Here is a 23,365-nt window from a genome sequence, read left to right on the forward strand (position 1 = left end):
TCAATCTGTAACGGAGGCATTAATGGCCAGAGAGTCGTCAATCGCACCCAAGGAACGCATCAACGTCACGTTCAAGCCCGCTGCGGGCGGAGGCCAGGAGGAGATCGAACTGCCCATGAAGGTCATGGTCGTGGGCGATTTTCTGCAGAGGCACGATCCACGAAACCTCATCGACCGCAAGCCCGTGTCCATCAACAAGAACAATTTCGAGGAAGTCCTGTCCAAGCAGGAGCTCTCACTCCATATTGTCGTTCCCAACAGGCTTCGGGACAACGCGCAGGACTACGACATGTCTGTCGCCCTGAACTTCAAGGGCATGAGGGACTTCGAGCCCGCCGGCATCGCCGAACAGGTCCCGGAAATGCGCAAGCTTTTGCAGTTGCGCGACGCTCTCGTCTCCCTGAAGGGGCCAATGGGCAACATCCCGGCCTTCCGCAAGGCCATTGAGGATGTTCTTGCCGATGACCGTCATCGCGAGATGATCATGAAGGAGCTGGGCATGGACGATGCTGAAGTGAAGAGCGTTCCGAATACGAAAGACGCTGGTGGCGAGAGCTCCGAAGCCAAGGCCAAAGGATCCCAGAAAAAGAATTGAGACACCCCCTATCCAGCGAGGATATCCGTAATGAACCAGACCCAAGACACCGCCCTGGGGCGGCAAAGCACGGGCTCGCTTCTTGAGCAGATCATCCGGGAGACAAATCTCGATCCACAGGATGAAGGCTACGAGGCGGCGCGACTGGGCATCAGCGCCTTCATCGAGGAGATGCTCAAACCTTCCTACGCGGACGAGCAGGTCAAGAAGATCACGGTCGACCGCATGATCGCCGAACTGGACCGTCGGCTGAGCGCCCAGACGGACGAAATCCTGCACCATAAGCAGTTTCAGGAGTTGGAATCCGCGTGGCGGGGGCTCAAGCTCCTCGTGGACCGTACCGATTTCCGGGAGAGCATCTTCGTGGAGATGCTGCACGCCAGCAAGGACGAACTGCTTGACGATTTTCTCGACGCCTCTGAGGTCACCCAGTCGAGCCTCTACAGGCTCGCCTATACCGCGGAGTACGGCCAGTTCGGGGGTAAGCCCCTGGGGGCCATCATCGGTAACTACTATTTTGACCCGACGGCCATGGACATGCGTCTGCTGCAGAGTCTGGCCAGCGTTTCGGCCATGGCCCACGCGCCCTTCGTCGCCTCGGCCGGACCGTCTTTCTTCGGGCTGACCGGCTTCGACCGCCTGCCGGTCCTGAAGGACCTCCAGGATATCTTCAGCGGGCCGCGTTACGCCAAATGGCAGGCCTTCCGGGAATCGGAAGACTCGCGTTACGTCGGCCTGACCGTGCCGCGCTTTCTTCTGCGCCAGCCCTACGACCCCGAGGACAATCCCGTCAGGGCCTTTGTCTACAAGGAAAGCGTCGACGACGATCACGAGAACTTTCTCTGGGGCAATACCGCATTCGCCTTTGCCTCCCGCATCACGGACAGCTTCGCAAAATACCGCTGGGGGGCGAACATCATCGGTCCCCGCTCGGGTGGAGCGGTGGAGGATCTGCCCGTGCACCTCTACGAGAGCCTGGGCGATATCGAGATGAAGATCCCTACCGAAATTCTCATCTCCGACCGCCGCGAATATGAACTGGCCGAGCAGGGGTTCATCGCCCTGACCATGCGCAAGGGATCGGACAACGCGGCCTTCTTCTCGGCCAATTCCTGTCAGAGGCCCAAATTCTTCGGCCTCACCGCCGAAGGCAAGACCGCGGAGCTCAACTATCGTCTGGGCGCCCAACTCCCCTATCTTTTCATCGTCAGCCGACTGGCCCACTACATCAAGGTGCTGCAGCGCGAGCATATAGGATCATGGAAGGAGCGGACGGACCTCGAACGCGAACTGAACACTTGGATTCGCCAGTATGTGGCCGATCAGGAGAACCCGAGCTCCGACACGAGAAGCCGGCGCCCCTTGCGTGATGCGCGCGTGGTAGTGGAGGACGTCGAGGGCGATCCGGGCTGGTACCGGGTTTCGCTCAGTGTACGTCCTCACTTCAAGTACATGGGCGCGTACTTCACCCTGTCATTGGTCGGAAAGCTGGACAAGGAGTAATGCCGTGGCGGGGAGTCTGTTCGACCGGTTGACCCGCGGCGAGGCGGGGGCGCGCATGGATGAGGACGAGTCAATTCGCCGCCATCTTTTGCGCATGCTGACCACGCGCCAGGGCTCGGTCCAGGCGCTGCCGGACTATGGACTCCCCGACCTCAACGATTTGAGCCTGTCACGGGCCGAGGTTGTCCGGCAATGCTGCCTGGCCATCGAAAAGTGCATCGCCAGATACGAACCGAGACTTCGAGAAGCGAAGGTTATGCACATCTCCGTCGATGAGGGTAAGCTCAATATGGCCTTTCGCATTGAGGCCATAAGGGAGGACTCAGACGGGATGCAGGTCCCATGGCGCTGGTCCGTAGTCATGGACGGCGACCAGGTGAGGGGGGCGGCGTGAACACCTTCAACCGTTATTATCTGGATGAACTCGTTTCGTTGCGGGAACTCGGCCGAGAGTATTCCAGGAACAACCCTTCCCTGGCCCCCTTTTTCGACACGCCCAGACGCGACCCGGACGTGGAGCGCATTTTGGAGGGAGTGGCATTTCTTTGCGGGCGTCTCCGCCAAAAACTGGATGATGAATTGCCCGAGATCACGCATGCCCTGTTCAGCCTGCTGTGGCCCAACTACCTCCGCACCATTCCCTCCTGCAGCATCGTCCGCTACCGGCCTGCGCCAAATCTAACCTGGGCCGTGACCGTCCCTCGCGGCACCACGGTTGAGTCGGTGGAAGTGGAGGGTACCAAATGCCGTTTCCGCACGGTCTACGAAACCCAGATTCTGCCCATCCGGCTCAAGGACCAGGCCGTTTTCGAACATGACGGCCAGATCGTTCTGGCCCTGCGCTTCGACCTTGTCGGCGCCACCCTGGGGAACATTCCCCTTTCCAGGCTGCGCCTGTTCTTCACGGGGGAGCCGGCCATTGCACATTCCCTCTATTTCACCTTGACGCGCGGAGTCCGGGAGATTCGTTTCCTGTTGCCGGGAGACCGGGGAAACTATGCACCCGTTCATGTTCTTTCTTCCGACATGATACGCCCAGTCGGATTCAGGGAGGAAGAGGGGCTCTACCCGTACCCCGCCAACACGTTTCCCGGCTACCGGATCGTCCAGGAATACTTCTGCTTCAGCGAGAAATTCCTGTTTGCGGAGATATCGGGGCTCGACGCCTGCGTCGCGGCCGGAGGAGAGGCCGTGGCCGGCGCTTCGGAATTTGTGCTGCATTTCGTGCTGAAGGATTTCCCTGTGCAGTACGAATCTTGGAAGCGGCAGAACATCCAGCTGTTCTGCACGCCCGTGGTCAACCTCTTCTCCATGGATTCCACTCCGCTGACAGTGGATCATCGCCAGCCCGAATACCGCATCGTTCCCGATCCGAGGCTTCCGGACCATTATGCGGTGTACAGCGTCGAGCGGGTGAGGAGTTGGGGAGGCGATGGCAAGCTCCGGCGCGAATACAGGCCCTTCGAGTCCTTCGAGCACGGGAGCGGCCAGAATGTCGACGCGGCCTACTACCGCCTTCGTCTCAAGCCTTCCCTCAACGACCAGAGCACCGAGACCTATATTTCCGTCGTGCATTCCCAGGCGTCATCGGCGGCGTCCGGCGAGGAGATTCTCTCCCTGGAACTCATGTGCACGAACCGTCTCCTGCCGGTTCAGCTTTCCGTGGGGGACATCAACACGCATGCCGACGACACGCCGGACAGCGTGACCCTCGGCAACATCACCCCCGTTACGCCTCCCTATACGCCCCCCCTTGAGGGAGACCTCCTTTGGCGGCTGATATCCAACATGTCCCTCAACTACCTGCCCTTGAGCAACGTGCACGCCATGCGGGCACTTCTTGCGAGCTACGACTTTCGGGCGCTTCATGACCGCCAAAGGGCGCGGGTCCTGGACAAGACGCTGGGAGGCATGACGGGCATCGCTTCGGAGGAGACGGACCGGATTTACCGGGGGCTGCCCGTGCGCGGAGCGGTCACGCGGCTTGTCCTGGATCGAGGCGGTTTCAGCAGCGAGGGGGAGATGTATCTTTTCGCGTCGGTAATCAACGAGTTTCTGGCTCTGTACGCCACGGTCAACAGCTTTCATCAGCTTGTGGTCGTCGACTCCAGGAGGGGCGAGGAATACCAGTGGCCGGCCAGGCTGGGGAGGAAACTGATCACGTGAGCCTGCCCCGGAATTCCGAAACGCGCTGCGCGTCTGAAGCGCTGGCGCGCATCTCAGGAGGCTACGCCTTTTCGCGGGCGGTGGAGCATGTTCTGCGCGTCGTGGGGACGGAATGGCGGGGCGAGGATTGGCTGCGCTTCAAGGTCAATCCCAATCTGTCCTTTCCGCCGGGCGACATCCGCGGTGTGGAGTGCGCCGACGACGATTCCGAAGACGGACGTGTCTGGTTCGTGCTCAACCTGATGGGGCTGCACGGGGCAGCCTCGCCGCTTCCTGCGTATTTCGCCGAACACGTGGCCCAGCACCAGGATGAACCGGACGCTCTCCGCGACTTTCTGGACGTCATCAACCATCATCTCATTTCAATATTTTACGGGATCTGGAACAAGTACCGCTACTACCTTCAGTTCCGCGAACACGGGACGGACATCAATTCAAGACGGTTCTTCAGCTTCATCGGCCTGGGACACAAGGAACTGCAGGGCACCAGCGGCCTGCGCCGCGAACGCCTGCTGTCGTACATGGGGCTCATCGCCTTCAGCGGCGAGGCGACCGGCTCCCTGGAGAGCATTCTGCGCCACTATTTCGGACACCCATGCGTTCACATCATCCCCTGCATCCATCGTCAGGTGCCCATTCCCGTGGATCAGCAGTGCGCCCTCGGGGTGGCCAACTGCAGGCTGTCCAAGGATTTTCTGCTCGGCGGCGAGGTTCTCGACCAGACCGGAAAATTCCGGGTGCTTTTCGACGTTCTTGCATGGAAGCGTTTCACGGACTTTCTTCCAGGCGGGAACCTGTTTTCGGAATTGCAGACCCTCGTACGGTTCGTGCTGCGTTCGCGCCTCGGTTTTGACGTGGAGCTGAGGCTCAAAGCCGCAGAGATTCCGGAATTCATCATCGGCAAGGCCAGCCCGTGCCGACTCGGATGGACGACATGGGCCGGGGCAGGCGGGGACGGCGTCATCATTCTCGAAACAGACAGCAGATACATGGATTAGCCAATGATTGCTATGAATCTGTCTTCCCTTGTCGCGGCACTGGACGAGACCTGCCGCCAGGCGCTGGAGGAGGCGGCCGGGGCCTGCGTGAGCCGGGGCGGCTGTGAGATCGGCATCGAGGACTTTGTGGAGAAGATGCTGCCGACGTGCGAAATGCGGAACATCCTCACGCAGTTCGAGCGCGACCCGGAGGCGATGCGCCGTCTTCTGGCACCGGCGAGGCGGCAGGAGAAATTCGCGTCCCGACCCGTGTTCTCGCCGTTGCTCATAGGCTTCCTGCAGGAGGCCTACCTGCTTGCGAGCCTGGAACTCCGTCTGGAGAGGGTGGGGGTCGGAGAGCTGCTGCTGGCCATGCTGCTCAACCCCGCGCGCTATGGAGCCATGCCGTTTTACCAGGAACTCGGCCAGATACCGGCAGATGCCTTGCGCCGTCTTCTGCAGGGGCTGCGGGACGGGCGGGGCGCGTCCCCGGGGGACGCAGCGCAGGCCGGACAGCAGGGGTTTCTCGACAGGTACTCCACGGATTTTACTGCAGACGCCAGGGCCGGCCGCACGGACCCGGTCTTCGCACGGGGCGCGGAAATCCGCCGGATGGCGGATATCCTGACGCGCCGCCGCAAGAACAACGCCATCCTCGTGGGCGATCCAGGCGTGGGCAAAACCGCGGTGGTGGAGGGTTTGGCCTTGCGTGTCGTCGAGGGCCTTGTGCCGGACGCCCTCAAGGGTGTGCGCATCGTGGGGCTGGACATGGGGCGGCTGCAGGCCGGCGCCAGCGTCAAGGGGGAATTTGAAAAGCGACTCAAGGGCGTCATCGATGAGGTCAAAGCTTCGCCCGTGCCGACGATCCTTTTCATCGACGAGGCGCACACCCTGGTGGGCGCGGGCAACGTCCCGGGGGCGGGCGACGGGGCGAATCTCCTGAAGCCGGCCCTGGCGAGGGGGGAGATGCGGACCATCGCGGCCACCACCTGGAGTGAATACAAGAAATATTTTGAGAAGGACGCGGCCTTGGCCCGCCGTTTCCAGCTGGTAAAGTTGAACGAGCCGTCTCTGGAAGAAACGGTGACCATCCTGCGGGGCATCGTCCCGCATTACGAGAAGACCCATAAGGTCTACGTCCGCGACGACGCGGTCCTGTGCACGGCGGAACTTTCCTGCCGGTACATCAGTGGTCGTCAGATGCCCGACAAGGCCATCGATGTCCTGGACACGGCCTGCGCCAGGGTACGGGTGAATCTGGGGGCCAAGCCCGTCGATCTCGAAGCCATGGAAGAGGAACTGGCCGCAGTGCGCAGGGAACTCGACGCGTTGGAGCGCGATCGCGCGACATTCAGCCGGGACGACGTCGAGCCGTCAGACGTCGAAAGGCATGCGGCCTTGTGCGGACAAGCCGACACGCTCTCCCGGGAGATGGCGGCACTTGCCGAACGTTGGCGCAGAGAACTGGACCTGGCCGAGGCCATCCTGAAATGCCGCAATCAGGAAGGAGAACCGGACGAGGCAAAGATGAGGTTGCTTGTGGCGGAACTGCGCGCCGCGCAGCTCGACCGGCCCCTCGTCTTTCACGAAGTCACGCCTGATCTCGTGCGCGGCATCGTTTCCGAGTGGACGGGCATCCCCATGTCCAAGCTGGGGGGCAACGGACTTGGCGCGCTCGGTAGACTGGGGTCCGATCTGCGCCGACGGGTCCGAGGCCAGGATCACGCGCTGGAGGCCATCGAACGCGCGGTGCTTGCTGCCCAGGTCGGGCTGAACAGCGCCTCGAAGCCCACAGGCATTTTTCTGCTCGTGGGGCCTTCGGGGGTCGGAAAAACCGAGACTGCCCTGGCCGTCGCGGACTCGTTGTTCGGGGGCGAGCGCATGCTTGTGTGTATCAACATGACGGAATTCCAGGAAAAGCATACAGTGTCACGCCTCATAGGGTCACCTCCGGGCTACGTGGGTTTTGGCGAAGGCGGTCGCCTGACCGAGGCTGTGCGCAGACAGCCATACAGCGCCATCCTGTTCGACGAGGTGGAGAAGGCGCATCCCGAGGTGCTGAATCTTTTTTACCAGATCTTCGATAAGGGCATCCTCGCCGATGGCGAGGGACGGGAGGTGGATTTCCGCAACTGCGTCATCTTCATGACCTCGAATCTCGGCGGCGACATCGTTTCCGCCCTGTGCGAGGGGGATGAAATTCCCGACCCCGAGTTGCTGAATGAGGCCCTGCGTCCGGTCCTGCTCCGGCATTTCCAGCCCGCCCTGCTCGGGCGCATGACCGTCGTGCCTTTCACAACCATTCGCGGTGAGACCATGAAGGAACTCGTGGAAATGAAGCTGGCCAGAGTCGGGGCGCGCCTGGCCGGTAGGCATCGGATCAGTCTGAGCTGGGGAGAGGACGTCATATCCTCCATAATGGCCAGCTGCACTGCGGTGGAGACCGGGGCGCGCAACATCGACCACATCATCGGCGTCTCCCTGTTGCCAGGCATTGCGACCACTCTCCTCGGCGCCCTGGACGGCGGCGGGAAGGCATGCGGAGAACTTCGCGTGGGGCTGAACCGGGCAGACGGGAGCTTCACCTTCAGCCTGGGGGGACTTTCATGAGCGAGGTTCAGACCCTCAGAGAATGGTGTGGGCGTTTGCGGGCTTGTTCCGGTCCTGCGGCCGTGGCTCAGTGTCTGGCCAGGGCAGTGGCCGGTCTGTCAGGGTCGAAGGTCTGTTCGGTGGGCGTCTTTCTTCTGGATCAGAGCGGGGAGACGTTGCTCCTTGGGGGCCGTCATCCATGCGGTGCAGACGCCCAGGCCGAACCGGCTGCCGTCCCGGCCTGGGAGCTGGACGATCCCCTGGCCTTCAGCGTGCACGGCGGCAAGCCCTGTCGTGTCGCTTCGGAACTCTGCGCCGGGCTTCCTCCCTCCCTGGAATTGCTGTGCCCCGATATGACGGTGAATATCCGCAGCGCGGTCGTTGAGCCGTTGATGGCTCCGGGGGATTTCGTCGCGGGGGGGGTGGTGCTGGCTTCCAGAGGCCGGCTTGCCGAGGTCCCCAACCATGTCCGGATCGTGCTCGACTACGCGGCGGCAATTTTGGACGGGGCCGTGTTCAAGTCGCGCCATCAGTCCCTCGTGAACGGGTTGAGCCAGGATTGCGTCAGGCTCGAGCGCGAGGCCCGGGAGGCCCGGGAGAGGCCAGAGAACAGCATTCTCGGCATGAGTGAGTCCATGGAGGCCATCCGGACCATGGTCGTGAACATCTCGGCCAGCGACGCGCCGGTCCTCATCACCGGTGAGACGGGTACGGGCAAGGAGGTCGTGGCCACGGCGATCCACAAGGCAAGCGCCCGTCGAAACGGTCCCTTTGTGCTCATCAACTGCGCGGCCCTGCCGTCCAATCTGCTGGAGAGCGAACTGTTCGGTCACCGCAAGGGCGCTTTCAGCGGGGCCGAAACCGATCACCAGGGTCTGCTGCGCAGCGCCAACGGAGGCACGGTCCTGCTCGACGAGATAGGGGACATGCCGCCTGATATCCAGTCCAAGCTGCTTCGGGCGCTTCAGGAGCACACGGTGCGCCCGGTGGGTGATGTCCGTTCGCAGGCCGTCAACATCCGGGTCCTGGCTGCCACCAACAGGGACATGCACGCGGCCGTGGAAGAGGGATCCTTCCGACGTGACCTGTATCACCGTCTGGCGCTCGTCCACCTGAAACTCCCGCCGTTGCGGGAGCGTCTCGAAGATCTGCCGGTTCTGGCCAGGCACCATCTGGCGCAGTTGGCTGTCCGCTACCGCCGTCCCGGCCTGCGCATCGCTCCTGAGGCCTGGGCTGCGCTGTCCTCGCTTCCGTATCTGGGAAACGTCCGCGAATTCTTCTCCATGCTCGAAAGGGCGGTCATCATGACGGGCAAGGACTCCACGGCGCTTTCCGCCAGGGATCTTCTGGGGGGCGAGTCTGGCCGGAAGTACGGGGCGCTGAAGCTCAACGATCTCGTAAGAACATACGAATCCTCCATAATTCTCGAAGTGATGAAATTTTACGGAAACCGGACAAGGGAAGCCGCCAGCGCCCTCGGCGTCCCCATAAGGACGCTGAATCACAAACTGAGCCGGATCGACGGGGCCCAGGTCTCAATGGCCGGTATTTCGGAAGACAGTCACTACAGGAGCCGCCGTGGAACTCATGTTTGAAGTCATCAGCAGACAGAAATTTTCGACCGGCTTCTCCGTGTCTCATGTTTTCAGCGAAGCGGGAGGCTTCATCGGGAGGTCCGGTGAATGCGAGTGGATTCTCCCTGACAAGGGGAAGCGCATTTCCCGCAAGCACGCCGCCATCAGCTGCGATGGGCAATCGTTTTTCATTGAGGATGTCAGCCGTAACGGGATCTACACGGAACCGGGAAGGACCGCCTTGGAGAAGGGCGTGCAGCATAAGGTCGAGCACGGCGACAGCTATGCCATCGGCATCTATACCGTTCAGGCGCGTCTGCTGCGCCGTCCCGATGCGTACATCCCGCCCAGAACCGTCGAGGACTGGCTGGTTACTGACGACAACGTGCTCTCTTCGGACCCTCTTGTAGCCATGGACCAGCAGGAGGATTTCGAGGCCAAGCGGCGTCTGGGTTACTATGATGATCTGCTCGGTGAAATCGTGCCCGGCAAGGTCGATGTGCTCTCGGACCACAACAGCGCCGCCACGGACAGCCTGCCGCGTGTCTCCATGACGATGCAGCCCAAGGGCTTCGATCTGCCTGAGGACTGGGATAGCGATGACGATGAACTCTTGTTCTCGGGCGCCAGTTCTTCGGAGGCGATCCCGTGTCCCCCGATTACGGGGAAGTGTCCTGCGCATGAGACCCGGGAACGGATTCATTTTTCCGGCGTTGATGCATTTTTCAGGGCCTTGGGGTTCTCCAGTGCCCCGAACTCACCAGCGGAATGCGAGCGTATTCTTCGCCAAGCCGCCGAAATCGTTGTCGCGGCGGTGGACGGTATGCACCAATGTCTACGCAACCAGTCGGAATGCAAGGTTGATTTACGCCTTCCCGTGACCACGATGCGCCTGTCCGGCAACAACCCCTTGAAGTTCACGCCCACTCCCGGGGTGGCGCTCGAGCAGCTTCTCGCTCCGGTGCGCGAAGGCATGATGCCGGCAGGGGAAGCCATGCGAGCCGGATTCCTTGACGTGCACGGTCATCATCTGGGGCTTCTGGCGGGCGCCAGGGCTTCCATCCGGGGGGCTCTCGAAAAGGTTTCCCCAGCGGCGATCGAGGTCCGACTCGCCAGGAACGGACAGGTGCGTTTTTTCCGCAGTTCCAGGCTCTGGCACCTTTTTCGGAAAACGCATCAGGCGCTTCTGGACGACCATGAGGGTTTTGCGGCGTTTTTTCTTCACGATTTCGCCCGCGCATATGAGTTGCAGGTCAGGACGATCGAAGCTTTGCCGGGGCGGTCCGCTTCAAAAGGAGACTCATGATGCGTTTGCCTCTTCATGCGTTCATGTCGGCCGTGCTGATTACGTCAAGCCTTCTGTGCGGCTGCGGCAAGCCGAGCATAGAGCTGGCAGTGGCGAGCCAGGCCAATGTCAATCCGGACCATACCGGTCGGCCGTCACCGGTCATCGTCAAGATATACGAGATGCGTTCGGACCTGGCTTTCAGTCAATCGGACTTCGGGCCCCTTTTTGAAGCTCCGGTTCAAGTCCTGGGAGCCGATCTTCTTGCTGCTGATGAACAACTGCTCGTCCCGGGAGAGGCCCGACGGATAACGTACGAGCCGGTCGAGGGGACGAGGTTCATGGGAGTCGTGGCCGGTTTCAGGCAGGTGGACCGGGCCGCGTGGAAAACCGTCGCGCCCGTCGACTGCGAAGCGTCGAATATCGTGGGGATCGAGCTTCGCGATGTGACGGTTTCGCTCGTTCCCGACGACGAAGTCCCTAACTGGGATCCTGTGGAAGCGGTGAGGGACTTCCACAACCCCACGCCGGAACCTTCGCCCGCAGGCGAGGAGGTGGAGATGGTCTCCCCGTCCGCGGAGGAGCAGGGGCCGAAGGCCGCGAAGCGCAGCACACGTATGTTCATGCCGCTGGAAGAGAGATAGGGGAGGAGATCGCGATGCTTCCCGAGAAGATTTTCTGGTTTGAGGGAATGGCCGTGGGGCCGCAACATTTTCAGCAGCAGGACCGCTACATGGACTCCCAGATCCGCATGAGGGCTCTGGCCCATGTGCATCATGGCTGGGGCTTCATGGAATTCTCCATCGACGAGCAGTATCTCCCCCTGGGCAAGGTGGTGCTGAATCGGGCCAGGGGCTTTCTGCCGGACGGCACGTTGTTCGAGGTGGGGCAGGGGAGGGAAGTGCTCTCGTTGGACATACCCCCCGGAATCACCAACCGTCGGGTCGTGCTCGCCCTGCCTCTGTCGCCTGAGGGGGCTTCGGAGGTGCGCCAGGAAGGGCTCCATGGCATTTCGACACCCTATGTCGCCCACAGGTCCCTCATCCGAGACAGCGTCGCCGGCAGCCGCAAGGAGGTCGAAGTGACTTGCTGCCGACTGGATCTGAGGCTCATGCTCGAGGAGGAGACCGGGGTCAAAGGGTTCGTCAGCATGCCCGTGGTGCAGATTCTGGAGTGCAAGCCCGACAGGACGACCCTTTTGGACAAGGATTTCATGCCGACCTTCCTGCACCTCTCGGCGTTGCTCGCTTTGTCAGGCTATCTGCGGGAAATAGTCGGCCTTCTTTCCCATCGCGGCGACCAACTGGCCATGAGGGTCAGCAGCGCGGGGCAGACGGGCACGGCCGAAGCGGCGGATTTCTGGCTATTGCAGTGCATCAACCGTGCGGAGCCTGTCTTCCGTCATCTGGGAAACACCCCCTGCCTGCATCCCGAAGAGTTCTATGTCCACCTTCTGGGACTCGTGGGCGAACTCTCGACGTTTGCTGAGTCCGGCAAACGTCCGGCCGAACTCGCGCCCTACGACCACAGCGGCCAGGACGCGGTGTTCGCGGGCCTGATGAGCCACGCCCGCCAAGCCTTGAGCATGGTCCTGGAGCAGCACGCCGTGGAACTGCCGTTGCAGCAGCGCAAGTACGGCATCCTCGTCTCGCCCATCCACGACCGCAACCTGCTGGCCACGGCGACCTTCGTCCTGGCAGTTCGCGCGGACATCGACTCCGAGACCCTGCGCGCCACTATCCCGAAACAGCTCAAGATCAGTTCCGTGGAGCGCATTCGCGACATGGTCCGGCTGCAGCTACCCGGCATCAAGGTCCGAGCCCTGCCCGTGGCTCCGCGTCAGATTCCCTTTCACGCTGGCAAGACCTACTTCAAGCTGGAGATATCCTCCGAGGAACTGGCTCAGCTTGAACTCTCCGGAGGTTTCGCCCTTCATGTCTCCGGAACATTTCCAGGCATCCAGCTGCAATTTTGGGCCATCAAGGAGTAACGCATGCAGTTCGATGACAGCGACAAGACGTGTTTCGAAGGACAGGAATCATCAACGGCAATGTTTTCGCCTCCAGGAGAGGTCGTCCATGTCTTGCCGGGCAACGGCGCCCGATCCCCGGTGTACGTCGCCCAACAGGCCTCCCTGGAGGACTACACTCCCGGCCTGAATCCTTTGGTCAACTGTGCGTCGCATCTGCTGCTCGAAATGGTCTACCTGCGGACGCCGGGCGCCGAGGGTCTGGATCCGCAGGGTGGAGAGCGGAGGGATGGCGGCCAGGGGCTGGAGGCTCTTCGCCGGCGTCTCGAGGCGGGGATACGCGGTTTTGAAAACGTCGCGCTGGGGTGCGAGATCGACCACGCCCAAGTGCTCGCCGCCAAGTACGTCCTGTGTTCGGCCCTTGATGAAAGCGTCAGCACGTCGCCCCTAGGTGTCGGGGGGACTGGTCGAATCAGGCGCTTCTGACCACCTTTCATAACGAAACGTGGGGTGGAGAGAAATTCTTCCAGATCACCGAGCGATGCATGCAGCAGCCTGCCAGAAATCTTTACCTACTTGAACTCATATATCTTTTGCTGAGTCTAGGGTTCGAAGGGCGTTACAAGCTTCAGTCCCGGGGGCCCATCGAATTGGAACTGTTGCGGGAGAGGATATACCGGCAGGTACGGATGTTGCGTGGAGAGCCAGAACAGGATTTATGCAAGAAACTGCCTGAAGGAAAATACAGGAACAAAATATATACGTACGTTCCCATTTCCTTGCTGGTCACGTTTGTGGTTTCCTGTCTGGCTGTTTCGTATCTGGGGTTTGCCCATGTCCTCGCGAACCGGGCCGAGCCGATTCTGCATCTGTTTGCCATCCATGCCGGCAAGAACGGGGGAGGCGCGCAATGATCCGCCGTTTTCTTCATGCCCTGCGCGAAGCATTGAGGACAGGCTGGGTGCAGGGACTGCTTCTTGCCTTGTTCCTGCTTCTGGTCCTGTGGAAGCTTGGCCCCCTTGTGGCGGTGGCGGGACATGTCATTTTCGAGAGCGTCACGGCCAGACTCGTCGGCAGTCTCGGCATCGTGTTCACGTGGGGGCTTCTGGTGGCGGTTCTGTCCTCGCGGCAAAAGAGACGCGAAGCCGCAAACCCGGAGATCGCGGCCCGGAGGGAGCGGGATGCCGTCGCGCGCGACAGTCTTCGTGAGGAACTCGGGCACATTCGGCAAGTACTCAAGTCGGCCATCAGAACCGTGACGACTTCGAACTTCTACGGGCCGACGAGCCGTTCGCGCTATGCCCTGCCGTGGTACATGGTCCTCGGCCCCTCGAACTGCGGGAAGACCTCTATGCTTCTCAATTCCGGGTTGCAGTTCCCTTTGAACGAGCAGGCTGACAGACACCTCTACAAGGTCAAGGGTACCGACAGGGTCGAGATTCTTTTCGCCAATCAGGCTGTTTTCATCGACACACCCGGGGCCTATGCGGAAGGCGCCCCCGAGTCCGGAGCGCATGGTTTGTGGACGGCGTTTTTGCGCCGCCTGTTCCGGGCCCGGCCGGCAAAAGCGCTGAACGGGGTCGTGGTCTGCGTCAGCATGCGGGAGATGCTCGACGGCGATGCCTCTCGTCGGGAACATCTGGCCAGGACGGTCCGTGCCCGCTTGAGTGAGGTGCTGAAGCATCTGAGGTCCTACGTGCCGGTCTATCTCATATTGACCAAGTGTGATGCGGTTCCGGGTTTTGCCCAGTTTTTTTCACACTTGTCCCGCAGCGAGCGTGAGCAGATTTTCGGATGTCCCGCGGGCGGCAACGCGATGGAAGCCGACATGACGCGCAAGGAACTCAAAGCGCTGCTGCAGACCCTTGACACGCAGATCATCACCAAAATCCACCAGGAAAGGGACCCTCTCGCCCGTGCCGCAATGTTTCGCTTTCCCCAGGAGATGGCGGCGATTGCGCCCCGGATTCAGGACTTCACCTTCGAGGCCTTCGGCCCTTCCCGCTATCACCGGCCCGTAATGTTCCGCGGCTTCTTTTTTTCAAGCGCACTGTCCTCGTCGGACATCATGGGAGGCGCGGCCCGCACCGGGGAGTTGAGCTTTCAGAGCGGTTTCCGGGCTTCACTGGGCGATTATGCCCGTGGCTTTTTTCTGCTGCGGCTGTTCGAAAATTTCATCATCCCCGAGGCCGGGTTGGCGGCCGTCGACCGGGACCGTGTCTGGCTGCTCCGCCTCTGCCGTTTCGGGCTGCAGCTGGTGGCAGGGCTGGTGCTCGCGGGCGGAGTTTCCCTGCTGGCTCTGAGTTTCAGGGAAAATTTCAACCGTCTGGAAGTGTTTGAAGCCACCGCGCGGGATTACGAGCAGGAGCTTCAGAAGCATCCGATTGCCATGGACGCCGTGGAGATCCTGCCGGAACTCTCGCATCTGGAGCAGGCAATGACGGTATTTCGTAGCGGGCCGGACTCGTTTCTGACACGTGGGCTGGGATTGTACCTGGGAGCGTCCTTCGAGGAGGCCTCCAGACGTGCCTATCTGGACGCGCTGAACGGGCGCCTTCTGCCGCTCGTGCGTCAGGCCGCCGCGACGGCCATCGCGAGGTCCCTGGATGACTTGGGGGCCTTGAAGACGGCCATGCGGGCCTACCTCATGCTGTGCCAGCCTGCAAAGCTGAACGAAACGTTTTTGACGGGGTGGCTGGAGCACCGATGGTCTGAACTGTACTCCGGGCGAGCCGACGACCAACGGGCACTCATGCGCCACATGGCTTATCTGATCGAACACGGCATTTCCCCCGCGCCCCCGGATGAACGCCTTCTCGCCAAGGCCAGGGAATCAATGCTGAAGACGCCCTGTCACAACTCGCGTACCAGCAGATGAAGGACGAGGCATCCGATGGCGACCATGAGCCCTTCACTTTCCGTGGGGCTCTCGGCGGGCTTGTGTCGCCTTTCTCCGGAGATACGCGCCCAATCCCCTATCTGTACACGGCTGCAGGCTTTCAGGAATACATCATCCATCGCTGTCCGGGAATCATTCAGGGCCTGGCCGAGGATGGCTGGGTATTGGGCCCAAAGCCTCCCCTGTTCAGCTCTCTCGACATGGACAAGATCGCCAAGGACGTGCGGACCCTGTATTTCCGAGATTACATACGCCATTGGGGCCAGACGCTGGATGCGCTTGGCATAGCCACGCCCGGGAACATGGCCGGCGCCGCCACGCTGGCGGAGCAGCTTTCCGCCGGCGTGTCGCCCGTGGTCATTTTTTTACGAGAACTGCGCAAGAACATTACGTTTGCTCTCGAAGAACAGGAGCCGGGAAGCCTGGAGACCGCCGTCGAGGCGCAGGCGGTAAGGAAGGGCGCGCAGAAGCTGACGGGCGTGGCCGGGGCGGAACTCGCCAAGACGGCCACTGAAGCGGCCCGCAATGCCGTTGCTCAGGCCCATTCAAAGGCGGTTCGGGATGCGCTGAAAGACGCTCAGGCGGTCAGGGCGTCCTTCAAGTACTTGGACGGCTTGCTCGATGCTGAAGGCATGCCGATGCCCGCTCTCAAGGCGACCCATGACGCCATGGCCCGTGCGGGGGATTTCTTCCGCAGGCTTCGGGATAGCGACGACAGGGGGGGGAAGGTTCTGGACGCTCTGGAGGGTATTGTCGAAGAAAGGGACGAAACATTGCGTCAGGCGGCCAGTGCCGTGGAAAAGCTCCCGCCGCCTGTCCGCCAATGGTACGAGGCCGTCCTCCATGGGGGACTGCGCGACATGTTAGCCATGGGTGCGTCAGCCATTGACACGGCCTATCGGGAGTCCGTTCTCAATGAATACAATGCCAAGCTCAGGTCGCGTTATCCCTTCGACATGGAAAGCGAGAGTGACGCAAACCTCGCGGATTTTACCAACTTCTTCAAGAAAAACGGAGTGCTCGACTCGTTTTATGGCACCTACGTCAGACCGTTTGCCGGTGCCGACGGCGGGCTCCGCCCCATCATGGGCCAGACCCTTCCCATTTCGGTCGAGGCCATCAAGCGTTTGAAACTCGCGCACAGGGTGCAGGAGGCCTTCTTCCTTTCGGACCAGGAACTGGGTGTTCGCTTTCTCATGGAGCCCTACGCCCTCGACGTCACGCTCAAGCAGGCCGATCTGGGCCACGGGGACAAGATGTTGAGCTATTGGCATGGCCCCGTGCAGGGCGGGAGTTTCTCCTGGCCGCTCGGCGAGGGCCTGCCTCCTGAGGCTTCCTTCGCCATCTGCGATATCCATGCCGTCAAGGCGCACAGGACCCTGCGCGGGGACTGGGCCCTATTCCGCCTCTTGCATCGAGGAAAGATCAGTCCATTGGCGGACGGCAGTTGTCTCATCGAGTTGCGCGAAAACGGCAAGTGGGCGCAGTTCCTGATCCAGTTCCGGAACAAAGCCAATCCGTTTGATCCCGAGACATGCAGCTATTCGCTGCCGGAGTCGTTGCTTTGAATCGGCGGGGCGCCACGCGTATGTGCGGACGGGGTGAGCGCAGGTTGGGTCCGGTCCTGGCGTGTCTGCTCTTGCTCGGGATGAGCTGTGCGGGGAAAGGGCGCAGAGACCTCGAAGCGGCAGGGCCTGTCCGAGCGAGGGTTGTTGCGATGCGCAGCGAGGTGCTCGTCCTGCCCTCGGCGTCTTCCCTGCCTCTTCCGCAATCATCCCGGGAGCGGGGGGTGCCGAGGGAGGCCTGCGGACCCGTGGTCCGGCGGGTTGTCAATGGCGCTTCGGGAGTTGCCGTAATGGAAGGGTTCATGTCTCGCTGGCTTCCGATTGGCGAGACGGGAACCATGCGGCGGTCCATGCGTACGCTGTTCGCGGCCCAGGGGCCGCCGTTGCCGATGCTAAACCGGATGCGCAGGGATATCAGCCTGATACGCGATGTCATTGCGAGCTACGATCTCCCCCCGGAACTGGCATTCCTGCCGGTGATCGAAAGCCGTTTCGAGCCGTGGGCAGTGTCGCCGGCAGGGGCGGCCGGGTTGTGGCAGCTAATGCCCGAAATGGCGCGTCGTTTCGGACTCAAGGTTTCCGGAGGCGAGGACGAGCGGTTCGATATGCGCAGATCTACGGAGGCCGCAGCCGCATATCTGGCCGAACTGCATCGGCTCTTCCGTGACTGGCCCCTGGCGCTGGCAGCCTACAATTGCGGCGAGGGCGCCATGGCTCGGGCGCTGGAGCGCTCTGGCGCGGGAACTCTTTCGGAATTGACCGCCGCCTGTCGGGAGAATCGTGTTTTCCGTGAACTGCTGTCCGATGAAACGCTTGATTTTGTCCCAAGGTTCGTTGGCGCGGTGCAGGTCATGTCCGGCGTGGCGGATTTCGAGGAATTGATGTGTTCGACTGACGGCGACGCGCCGGAGACCGGCCCGTCCTTTCCCGAAGTGGCGCAAGGCGGCTCGTTTGGCGATGGAGAAGCGAGGCAGGCGGGCGTTGCCGTCCTTGGGTCGGCGCTGCGATGACGCGGGGGAATTCATGATGCCGACTTCACGGGGATCAATAGTCGCGGTTGAATCCTGGGGGCTGACCATACAGGGGCATGGTCGCGAGGAGAACGAGGATGCGTTCCTGAACTGGCCCGATCATCTTCTCTGGGGCGTGGCGGACGGCGTGGGGGGCGGATGCGGGGGCCGGGAAGCGAGTCGGCTTCTGGTGAGGAATCTCATGCGGACGCCCGCTCCGTCGTCTCTGGACGCACACATCGGCAATGTCAGGTGTCTTCTGGAGCGAGCCAACCATGAATTGCGTCAAGGGACCACGGGTCACGCGGCCAGCACGATCGTGACCCTGCTGATCCATCGGGACCGCGCCGCCTGCCTGTGGTCGGGAGATAGCCGTTGTTATTTGCGGCGCGGCGACGTTCTGTACCAGTGCACACGAGACCATACCCTGCGGCAACGCACGATCGATCGGAAGGAGCTTACGGTTCACGAAGCGGCGCGCATGGTGCGCGGCAATATCGTGACCAATGCCGTGGGGATCGGGGATGTCCTGGAATTGGACACGGCATGCTTTCCCCTGCGCAGGGGCGACAGATTCCTGCTTTGCTCGGACGGACTTTCGAACTGTATTTCCCCGGAAGTCTTGTCCGCATGTCTAGGCAGGTCAAGGGCCAGGGACGCCGCCTTGGGCATCGCCGAGGCCTTGCATGGATGCGTGCATTCCGACGACGCCACCTTAGTCACGGTCTTCCTTTGCGGAGGCTGAAAATGTCAAGGAAAGGGCGGCACCGTCCCTGGGCCTCGAAGAATTCCTCCCGCCAGAAGCTCATGGCTTCGGCCGGGGCGTTCGTTGGCGGTGACAGGTTTGTTCTGAGATCTCGGCTCGGTATGGGAGGCATGTGTGAAGTTTTTTCCGCCACGGATTTGCGCCGGGTTGAGTGCGGGGATTCGCAGCCTTTGGTGGCCGTCAAGAGGCTTCTGCCCGAGGTTGCCCAGGTCCGTCAGGCTCAGTCGACCCTGGCCAGGGAATTCTTCACCCTGCGTCATCTCGTGCATCCTGGAGTAGTCCGCGTTTTCGATCTGCACCGTGAAGGATGGGGTTTGTGTTTCAGCATGGAGCTGCTGGAAGGGATGCCGGCCCACGCCGTGCTGGGAAGCCATCCTGTCGGCCTTGGCGGGGCGGGCATCGCCGTGGGAGCAAGGATTTTTGAATCGCTTGCCTATCTGCACGCCCACGGTGTGACCCACGGGGACGTCAAGCCGGCCAACGTGTTTCTCGAGCAGGGGGGAAGAGCGGTGCTTCTCGACTTCAATGTCGCGCAGGTCCTGGAGCGCCCCGGGGCTGCCGGAGCAAAGGTGCTCCAGGGGCTGCCGAGCCGTGCCCGCATCCCGGGCCTGAGCCTTCTGCATGCCAGTCCCGAGGTCTTGAAGGGAGGCCCTCCAAGCCCTAGAGGGGATATCTTTTCGGCCAGCTGCACCGTCTACGAGCTGATCAACGGCCTGCATCCCTTCAATATGCTGCCCGCCCACGAGGCCGCGTCAAGGGGACTCAGACCTGCAAAGCCGTTGGCCTTGACCCGCGGGCAGTGGCGGGAACTCAGGAAGGGCCTGTCCTTCGAACCACAGGTCCGACCGACGGCGCAACGGCTCCGCGCCGTCCTTGACGAGCGCGGGTGGCTTGCGGGTTTTAGATGGATGCGTCCATACACCGGAGCGTGACGAATCCTGTACGTAGTTTGCGCTGAGTACGTGCTGGGTTCTCGGGAACGGTCGAGAAACGTCCGGACGTGGAGGGCGGTTGGCGTTGCCGTAGGATTATTCCTTCAGGGTTTCGAAGGCGGCACGATGTTGCGGGATGATGCCCCCCCTCGGGCCGGTCGGCCCGAAGGGGATGCATCGCGGGAGGGAGAAGTTAGCCGATGATTCCGGGGGAGTCTGCGGCGTCGACTTCAACAGGCGTGTTGCGCGCCTTGAGTATAAAGAGGACGAAGCAGACGGCGGCCACGGCGATGCCGACGGGGTAGCCGATGTCGGAGGTGGCCTGGATGGGGAATTCCGGGGCCACGCAGAGGTAGGTGGCGCAGACGGCGGTCATGAAGACGGCCGGAATCGTCGCGATCCAGTGCAGCTTGCCGTGGCGGACCATGTACATGGCCGCGGCCCACAGGACGATGGTGGCCAGGGTCTGGTTGGCGAAGCCGAAGTAGCGCCAGATGACGTTGAAGTCAGTCTTGCTGATGATGAAGCCGACCACGAACAGGGGCACGGCGATCATCAGGCGCTTGACGATGGACTTCTGCTCGATCTTGCCGAAGTCGGCGATGATCAGGCGCGCGGCGCGGAAAGCCGTGTCGCCGGAGGTGATGGGCAGGACGATGACGCCGATGATGGCCAGGAAACCGCCGATGGGTCCCATCAGCGTCGTCGCGACCTGGTCGACCACGGCGGCCGGGCCGCCGCTGGCCAGGGTCGCCTGCAGGGCGTCGGGGGTCTGGTAGAAGGTCATGCCCAGGGTGGCCCAGACCAGGGCGATGATGCCCTCGCCGATCATGGCGCCGTAGAAGATGGGACGCCCGCACTTCTCGTCAGGCAGGCAGCGGGCCATCATGGGCGACTGGGTGGCGTGGAAGCCGGAGATGGCGCCGCAGGCGATGGTGATGAACATCAGCGGCCAGATGGGCAGGCCCTTGGGGTGCACGTTGGCCAGTCCCACGCCGTTGGGGAAGAAGGTGTAGCCGTCGACGATGAGCATGGTCGTCAGGCCGAAGGCCATGATCAGCAGGCAGACCGTGAAGAGCGGGTAGAGCCGTCCGATGATCTTGTCGATGGGCATCATGGTGGCCAGGAAGTAGTAGGCGAAGATGATGGCGGTCCAGACCACCACGGCCACGTTCTTGTCCAGGTTGAAGCCGATCTTGTTGGCCAGGAGCTTGGCCGGTCCGAGGATGAAGACCACGCCGACCAGGAGCAGCAGGATGACCGAGAAGACATTCATGAACTGCTTGGCGAAGGCGCCCAGGTTGTAGCCCACGGCGTCGGGGATGGACTTGCCGTCGTAGCGCACGGACATCATGCCCGAGAAGTAGTCGTGCACCGCGCCGGCGAAGATGCTGCCCAGGACGATCCACAGCAGGGCTGCCGGACCGTACAGGGCGCCGAGGATGGGGCCGAAGATGGGGCCCAGGCCGGCGATGTTCAGCAATTGGATCATGTAGATGGTTTTGGGACTCATCTTGACGAAGTCGACCCCGTCCTCCATCCGGCAGGCAGGGGTGGCCCGGCATGTATCGGCGCCGAACTGCGCCTCCACGACCTTGCCGTAGACGAAATACCCGGTGATGAGCGCCGCGCAGGCAAGAAAGAAATAGAACATGTCTCACTCCTTTGGAAAATTGGTCGTAAGTTGGACGAGACCCTCGTCGGGCCCGCTCCGGGAGCCTGGTCGACCAATACCTCAACTGCGAGAAGGCAAACAATGCCCCTCGCGCCAATTGCCTCAAATGGCGCTTGAACGTTCCGTATGGAGTGATGAACCGATCTAGATGTGCGCGGGCATGGGCAGCAGAAAATCCACCTTCGTGCCCTGGCCCGGGGCGCTGACCACCGACGGGAGGTAGGACGGCCCGAATATCTGCTCCAGGCGCTGGAAGCAGTTGCGCACCCCGATGCCCCCGGACCGGGAATCGAGGCGCGTCTTGTCGAAGAGCTTCTCCACCTGGTCCGGGACCATGCCCACGCCGTCGTCGCGTACTTCGATATGCAGATGCTCTTCCTTCCGGCCGATTCGGACGCTGATCTCCCCCCCGTCCTCCCGGGTCAGGATGCCGTGCCGCACGCCGTTTTCCACCAGAGGCTGGATGATGAGCGGCGGGATGGGCCATGACTCGCACCCTTCCTCCACGTCGAAATTGACCCGGACCCGATCGCCGAATCGGGCCTGCTCGATGGCCAGATAGCAGCGGATCTGGTCCAGCTCTTCGGAGAGGGGGATGAAGCCCTTGCTCGCGTCCAGGCTTTTTCTCAGGTAGCTCGACAGGTCCTGCAGGAGGCTTCGCGCCTTTTCCGGGCTGGTCCGGCAGAAGGATGCGATGGTGTTCAGGGAATTGAAGAGGAAATGCGGGTTGATCTGGGACTGCAGGCGGCGGATTTCGGCATGGGCCAGCATGCGTTCGGTGATCTGGATGTTTTCGAGTTCCAGCTGGGTCGAAAAGAGGTTGCCGAGGCCCTTGGCCAGTTCGAACAGCATCAGGTCCAGGGATTTGCCGGCCGTGCCGTAGAACTTGAGGGTGCCGACGACGTTGCCGCCCTTGTGCAGCGGGACGATGACTGCCGAGGCGAAGGGGCAGCCGGGGTGGGCGCAGCCGATGTTTTCCTTGTTGCTGACGTACATGGGCTCGCCGGTTTCGAGCACCTCTCGCGTGGCGCTGGTCACGACCGGACGCCCGGCGAGGTGGTGGTCGCAGCCCTGGCCAACGTGGGCCAGTACGTTGACCCGGTCCGTGATGGCCACGGCGCCCACCGCGACGCGAGAATGGATGATGCGGGCCGTGGCGGACGCGCTTTCCAGGGTCAGGCCGGCCCGCAGGTGGCTGACCGTGGCGTTGGCGATGTCGAGGAGTTCCTGGGCCTGGATCGAGTCCTGCCTGGCCCTGAAGCGGAAGACCACGTTGATGACCTGCACGAAGGCCGCGGCGCCCAGGGTGTTCAGGATGATCATGGACGGGGCGATGATGCGCACCAGTTCCAGGGCCTGGGTGAACGAGTGGGACAGGGCCAGGACCATGCCCATGTGCATGGTTTCGCCGACCAGGGCCAGCCCGGCAGCCCAGCGCCAGTCGACGCTGCGCTCCTTGAGGTACAGGGTCAGCAGGCCGGCGGCCGCGCCCTCGATCATGGTCGACAGGCCGCACGGCACGGCGCTGAACCCGCCGATGTCGATGAGGATGCGGTGCCCGCCGGCGATGAGCCCCGAGGCGATGCCGACAACAGGCCCGCCGAAGAGGCCGCCCGTGATCACGGCCATGGCCCGGAGGTTGGCCACGGACTGGAAGACGAGGTTGCCGCCGTACGTGCCGAGAATGCCGGCGGTGCCGAAGAAGGCGATCTGCAGCAGCGTCGTGCGCCATTGCGGGCCCTGCTTGAGGCGGAGCTTGTGGATGGGCGTCACGGTCAGGAGCAGGAAGGCTCCGGCCACGATGAGCCCTAGCCGTTCGGCCAGGGCGAGTACGAGGGCGTCTGGGTTCATGGCGGTTTT

Annotated in this window: 18 protein-coding genes and 1 pseudogene; 17 read left to right on the forward strand and 2 right to left on the reverse strand. The window is 62.1% G+C overall.

Going from position 1 to position 23,365, the window contains the following annotated elements; genetic code table 11:
- Positions 1-22 precede the first annotated feature (22 nt).
- The 17 genes and pseudogenes from tssB to ACZ5AC_RS17070 all read left to right on the forward strand — a co-directional run bounded on the left by tssB (position 23) and on the right by ACZ5AC_RS17070 (position 19,830).
- The gene (tssB, locus tag ACZ5AC_RS16990; protein WP_464248751.1) at positions 23-595 is read left to right on the forward strand and encodes a type VI secretion system contractile sheath small subunit; all 573 of its coding nucleotides are present in this window, start codon (positions 23-25) and stop codon (positions 593-595) included.
- A 30-nt stretch (positions 596-625) separates the two neighbouring features.
- Positions 626-2,098: a type VI secretion system contractile sheath large subunit gene (tssC, locus tag ACZ5AC_RS16995; protein ID WP_464248752.1), complete on the forward strand. Its 1,473-nt coding sequence runs from the start codon at positions 626-628 to the stop codon at positions 2,096-2,098.
- Between the two features lie 4 nt (positions 2,099-2,102).
- Entirely contained in the window at positions 2,103-2,492 is a 390-nt protein-coding gene (gene tssE, locus ACZ5AC_RS17000) for a type VI secretion system baseplate subunit TssE (protein WP_464248753.1), read from the forward strand.
- A complete protein-coding gene (tssF, locus tag ACZ5AC_RS17005) occupies positions 2,489-4,264 on the forward strand; it encodes a type VI secretion system baseplate subunit TssF (RefSeq protein WP_464248754.1) in 1,776 nt (591 codons plus the stop codon). Before tssE ends, tssF begins: the two co-directional genes overlap by 4 nt.
- Positions 4,261-5,262, forward strand: coding sequence for a type VI secretion system baseplate subunit TssG (gene tssG, locus ACZ5AC_RS17010; protein WP_464248755.1), 1,002 nt, complete (start codon positions 4,261-4,263; stop codon positions 5,260-5,262). The genes tssF and tssG overlap by 4 nt, the downstream gene beginning before the upstream one ends.
- Before the next feature lie 3 nt (positions 5,263-5,265).
- Complete coding sequence (gene tssH / locus ACZ5AC_RS17015) at positions 5,266-7,851, forward strand: type VI secretion system ATPase TssH (protein WP_464248756.1); 2,586 nt, start codon at positions 5,266-5,268, stop codon at positions 7,849-7,851.
- A gap of 62 nt (positions 7,852-7,913) precedes the next feature.
- On the forward strand, positions 7,914-9,425 hold the full coding sequence (locus ACZ5AC_RS17020; protein ID WP_464248757.1) for a sigma-54 interaction domain-containing protein: 1,512 nt from the start codon (positions 7,914-7,916) through the stop codon (positions 9,423-9,425).
- On the forward strand, positions 9,418-10,710 hold the full coding sequence (gene tagH / locus ACZ5AC_RS17025) for a type VI secretion system-associated FHA domain protein TagH (RefSeq protein ID WP_464248758.1): 1,293 nt from the start codon (positions 9,418-9,420) through the stop codon (positions 10,708-10,710). The genes ACZ5AC_RS17020 and tagH overlap by 8 nt, the downstream gene beginning before the upstream one ends.
- Positions 10,707-11,333 (forward strand): type VI secretion system lipoprotein TssJ, encoded by a 627-nt coding sequence (gene tssJ / locus ACZ5AC_RS17030; RefSeq protein WP_464248759.1) that lies wholly within the window; start codon positions 10,707-10,709, stop codon positions 11,331-11,333. The genes tagH and tssJ overlap by 4 nt, the downstream gene beginning before the upstream one ends.
- A gap of 14 nt (positions 11,334-11,347) precedes the next feature.
- Positions 11,348-12,679 carry a type VI secretion system baseplate subunit TssK gene (gene tssK / locus ACZ5AC_RS17035; protein ID WP_464248760.1) on the forward strand — a complete coding sequence of 444 codons (1,332 nt, stop codon included), beginning with the start codon at positions 11,348-11,350 and terminating at the stop codon, positions 12,677-12,679.
- A gap of 3 nt (positions 12,680-12,682) precedes the next feature.
- On the forward strand, positions 12,683-13,144 hold the full coding sequence (locus ACZ5AC_RS17040; RefSeq protein WP_464248761.1) for a DotU family type IV/VI secretion system protein: 462 nt from the start codon (positions 12,683-12,685) through the stop codon (positions 13,142-13,144).
- Positions 13,141-13,572 carry a type IVB secretion system protein IcmH/DotU gene (icmH, locus tag ACZ5AC_RS17045; protein ID WP_464250627.1) on the forward strand — a complete coding sequence of 144 codons (432 nt, stop codon included), beginning with the start codon at positions 13,141-13,143 and terminating at the stop codon, positions 13,570-13,572. Before ACZ5AC_RS17040 ends, icmH begins: the two co-directional genes overlap by 4 nt.
- Positions 13,569-16,549 (forward strand): annotated as a pseudogene (tssM, locus tag ACZ5AC_RS17050) (type VI secretion system membrane subunit TssM); the annotation flags it as partial. The gene icmH and the pseudogene tssM, both read left to right, overlap by 4 nt.
- A gap of 93 nt (positions 16,550-16,642) precedes the next feature.
- Entirely contained in the window at positions 16,643-17,125 is a 483-nt protein-coding gene (locus ACZ5AC_RS17055; protein WP_464250628.1) for a type VI secretion IcmF C-terminal domain-containing protein, read from the forward strand.
- A gap of 287 nt (positions 17,126-17,412) precedes the next feature.
- Complete coding sequence (locus ACZ5AC_RS17060) at positions 17,413-18,132, forward strand: lytic transglycosylase domain-containing protein (protein ID WP_464248762.1); 720 nt, start codon at positions 17,413-17,415, stop codon at positions 18,130-18,132.
- A 13-nt stretch (positions 18,133-18,145) separates the two neighbouring features.
- Positions 18,146-18,877, forward strand: a complete 732-nt coding sequence (locus ACZ5AC_RS17065; protein ID WP_464248763.1) for a PP2C family protein-serine/threonine phosphatase — start codon at positions 18,146-18,148, stop codon at positions 18,875-18,877.
- A 62-nt stretch (positions 18,878-18,939) separates the two neighbouring features.
- The gene (locus ACZ5AC_RS17070) at positions 18,940-19,830 is read left to right on the forward strand and encodes a serine/threonine-protein kinase (RefSeq protein ID WP_464250629.1); all 891 of its coding nucleotides are present in this window, start codon (positions 18,940-18,942) and stop codon (positions 19,828-19,830) included.
- Between the two features lie 193 nt (positions 19,831-20,023).
- Here the strand turns inward: ACZ5AC_RS17070 and ACZ5AC_RS17075 are convergent, their stop codons facing one another.
- Together ACZ5AC_RS17075 and ACZ5AC_RS17080 are read right to left on the reverse strand one after the other, a co-directional pair.
- Positions 20,024-21,484 (reverse strand): carbon starvation CstA family protein, encoded by a 1,461-nt coding sequence (locus tag ACZ5AC_RS17075; RefSeq protein ID WP_464248764.1) that lies wholly within the window; start codon positions 21,482-21,484, stop codon positions 20,024-20,026.
- Positions 21,485-21,649: 165 nt separating this feature from the next.
- Positions 21,650-23,356, reverse strand: a complete 1,707-nt coding sequence (locus ACZ5AC_RS17080) for a LytS/YhcK type 5TM receptor domain-containing protein (RefSeq protein WP_464248765.1) — start codon at positions 23,354-23,356, stop codon at positions 21,650-21,652.
- Positions 23,357-23,365: the final 9 nt, after the last annotated feature.

This window comes from Desulfomicrobium aestuarii (assembly GCF_055385525.1).

Bases quoted from the DNA above. Each gene is read 5' to 3' on its own strand.
- tssB (WP_464248751.1), top strand. From the start codon at position 23: ATGGCCAGAGAGTCGTCAATCGCACCCAAGGAACGCATCAACGTCACG.
- tssC (WP_464248752.1), top strand. From the start codon at position 626: ATGAACCAGACCCAAGACACCGCCCTGGGGCGGCAAAGCACGGGCTCG.
- tssH (WP_464248756.1), top strand. From the start codon at position 5,266: ATGATTGCTATGAATCTGTCTTCCCTTGTCGCGGCACTGGACGAGACC.
- tagH (WP_464248758.1), top strand. From the start codon at position 9,418: ATGTTTGAAGTCATCAGCAGACAGAAATTTTCGACCGGCTTCTCCGTG.
- tssJ (WP_464248759.1), top strand. From the start codon at position 10,707: ATGATGCGTTTGCCTCTTCATGCGTTCATGTCGGCCGTGCTGATTACG.
- tssK (WP_464248760.1), top strand. From the start codon at position 11,348: ATGCTTCCCGAGAAGATTTTCTGGTTTGAGGGAATGGCCGTGGGGCCG.
- ACZ5AC_RS17040 (WP_464248761.1), top strand. From the start codon at position 12,683: ATGCAGTTCGATGACAGCGACAAGACGTGTTTCGAAGGACAGGAATCA.
- ACZ5AC_RS17055 (WP_464250628.1), top strand. From the start codon at position 16,643: ATGGGCCAGACCCTTCCCATTTCGGTCGAGGCCATCAAGCGTTTGAAA.
- ACZ5AC_RS17060 (WP_464248762.1), top strand. From the start codon at position 17,413: ATGGAAGGGTTCATGTCTCGCTGGCTTCCGATTGGCGAGACGGGAACC.
- ACZ5AC_RS17065 (WP_464248763.1), top strand. From the start codon at position 18,146: ATGATGCCGACTTCACGGGGATCAATAGTCGCGGTTGAATCCTGGGGG.
- ACZ5AC_RS17070 (WP_464250629.1), top strand. From the start codon at position 18,940: ATGGCTTCGGCCGGGGCGTTCGTTGGCGGTGACAGGTTTGTTCTGAGA.
- ACZ5AC_RS17075 (WP_464248764.1), bottom strand. From the start codon at position 21,484: ATGTTCTATTTCTTTCTTGCCTGCGCGGCGCTCATCACCGGGTATTTC.
- ACZ5AC_RS17080 (WP_464248765.1), bottom strand. From the start codon at position 23,356: ATGAACCCAGACGCCCTCGTACTCGCCCTGGCCGAACGGCTAGGGCTC.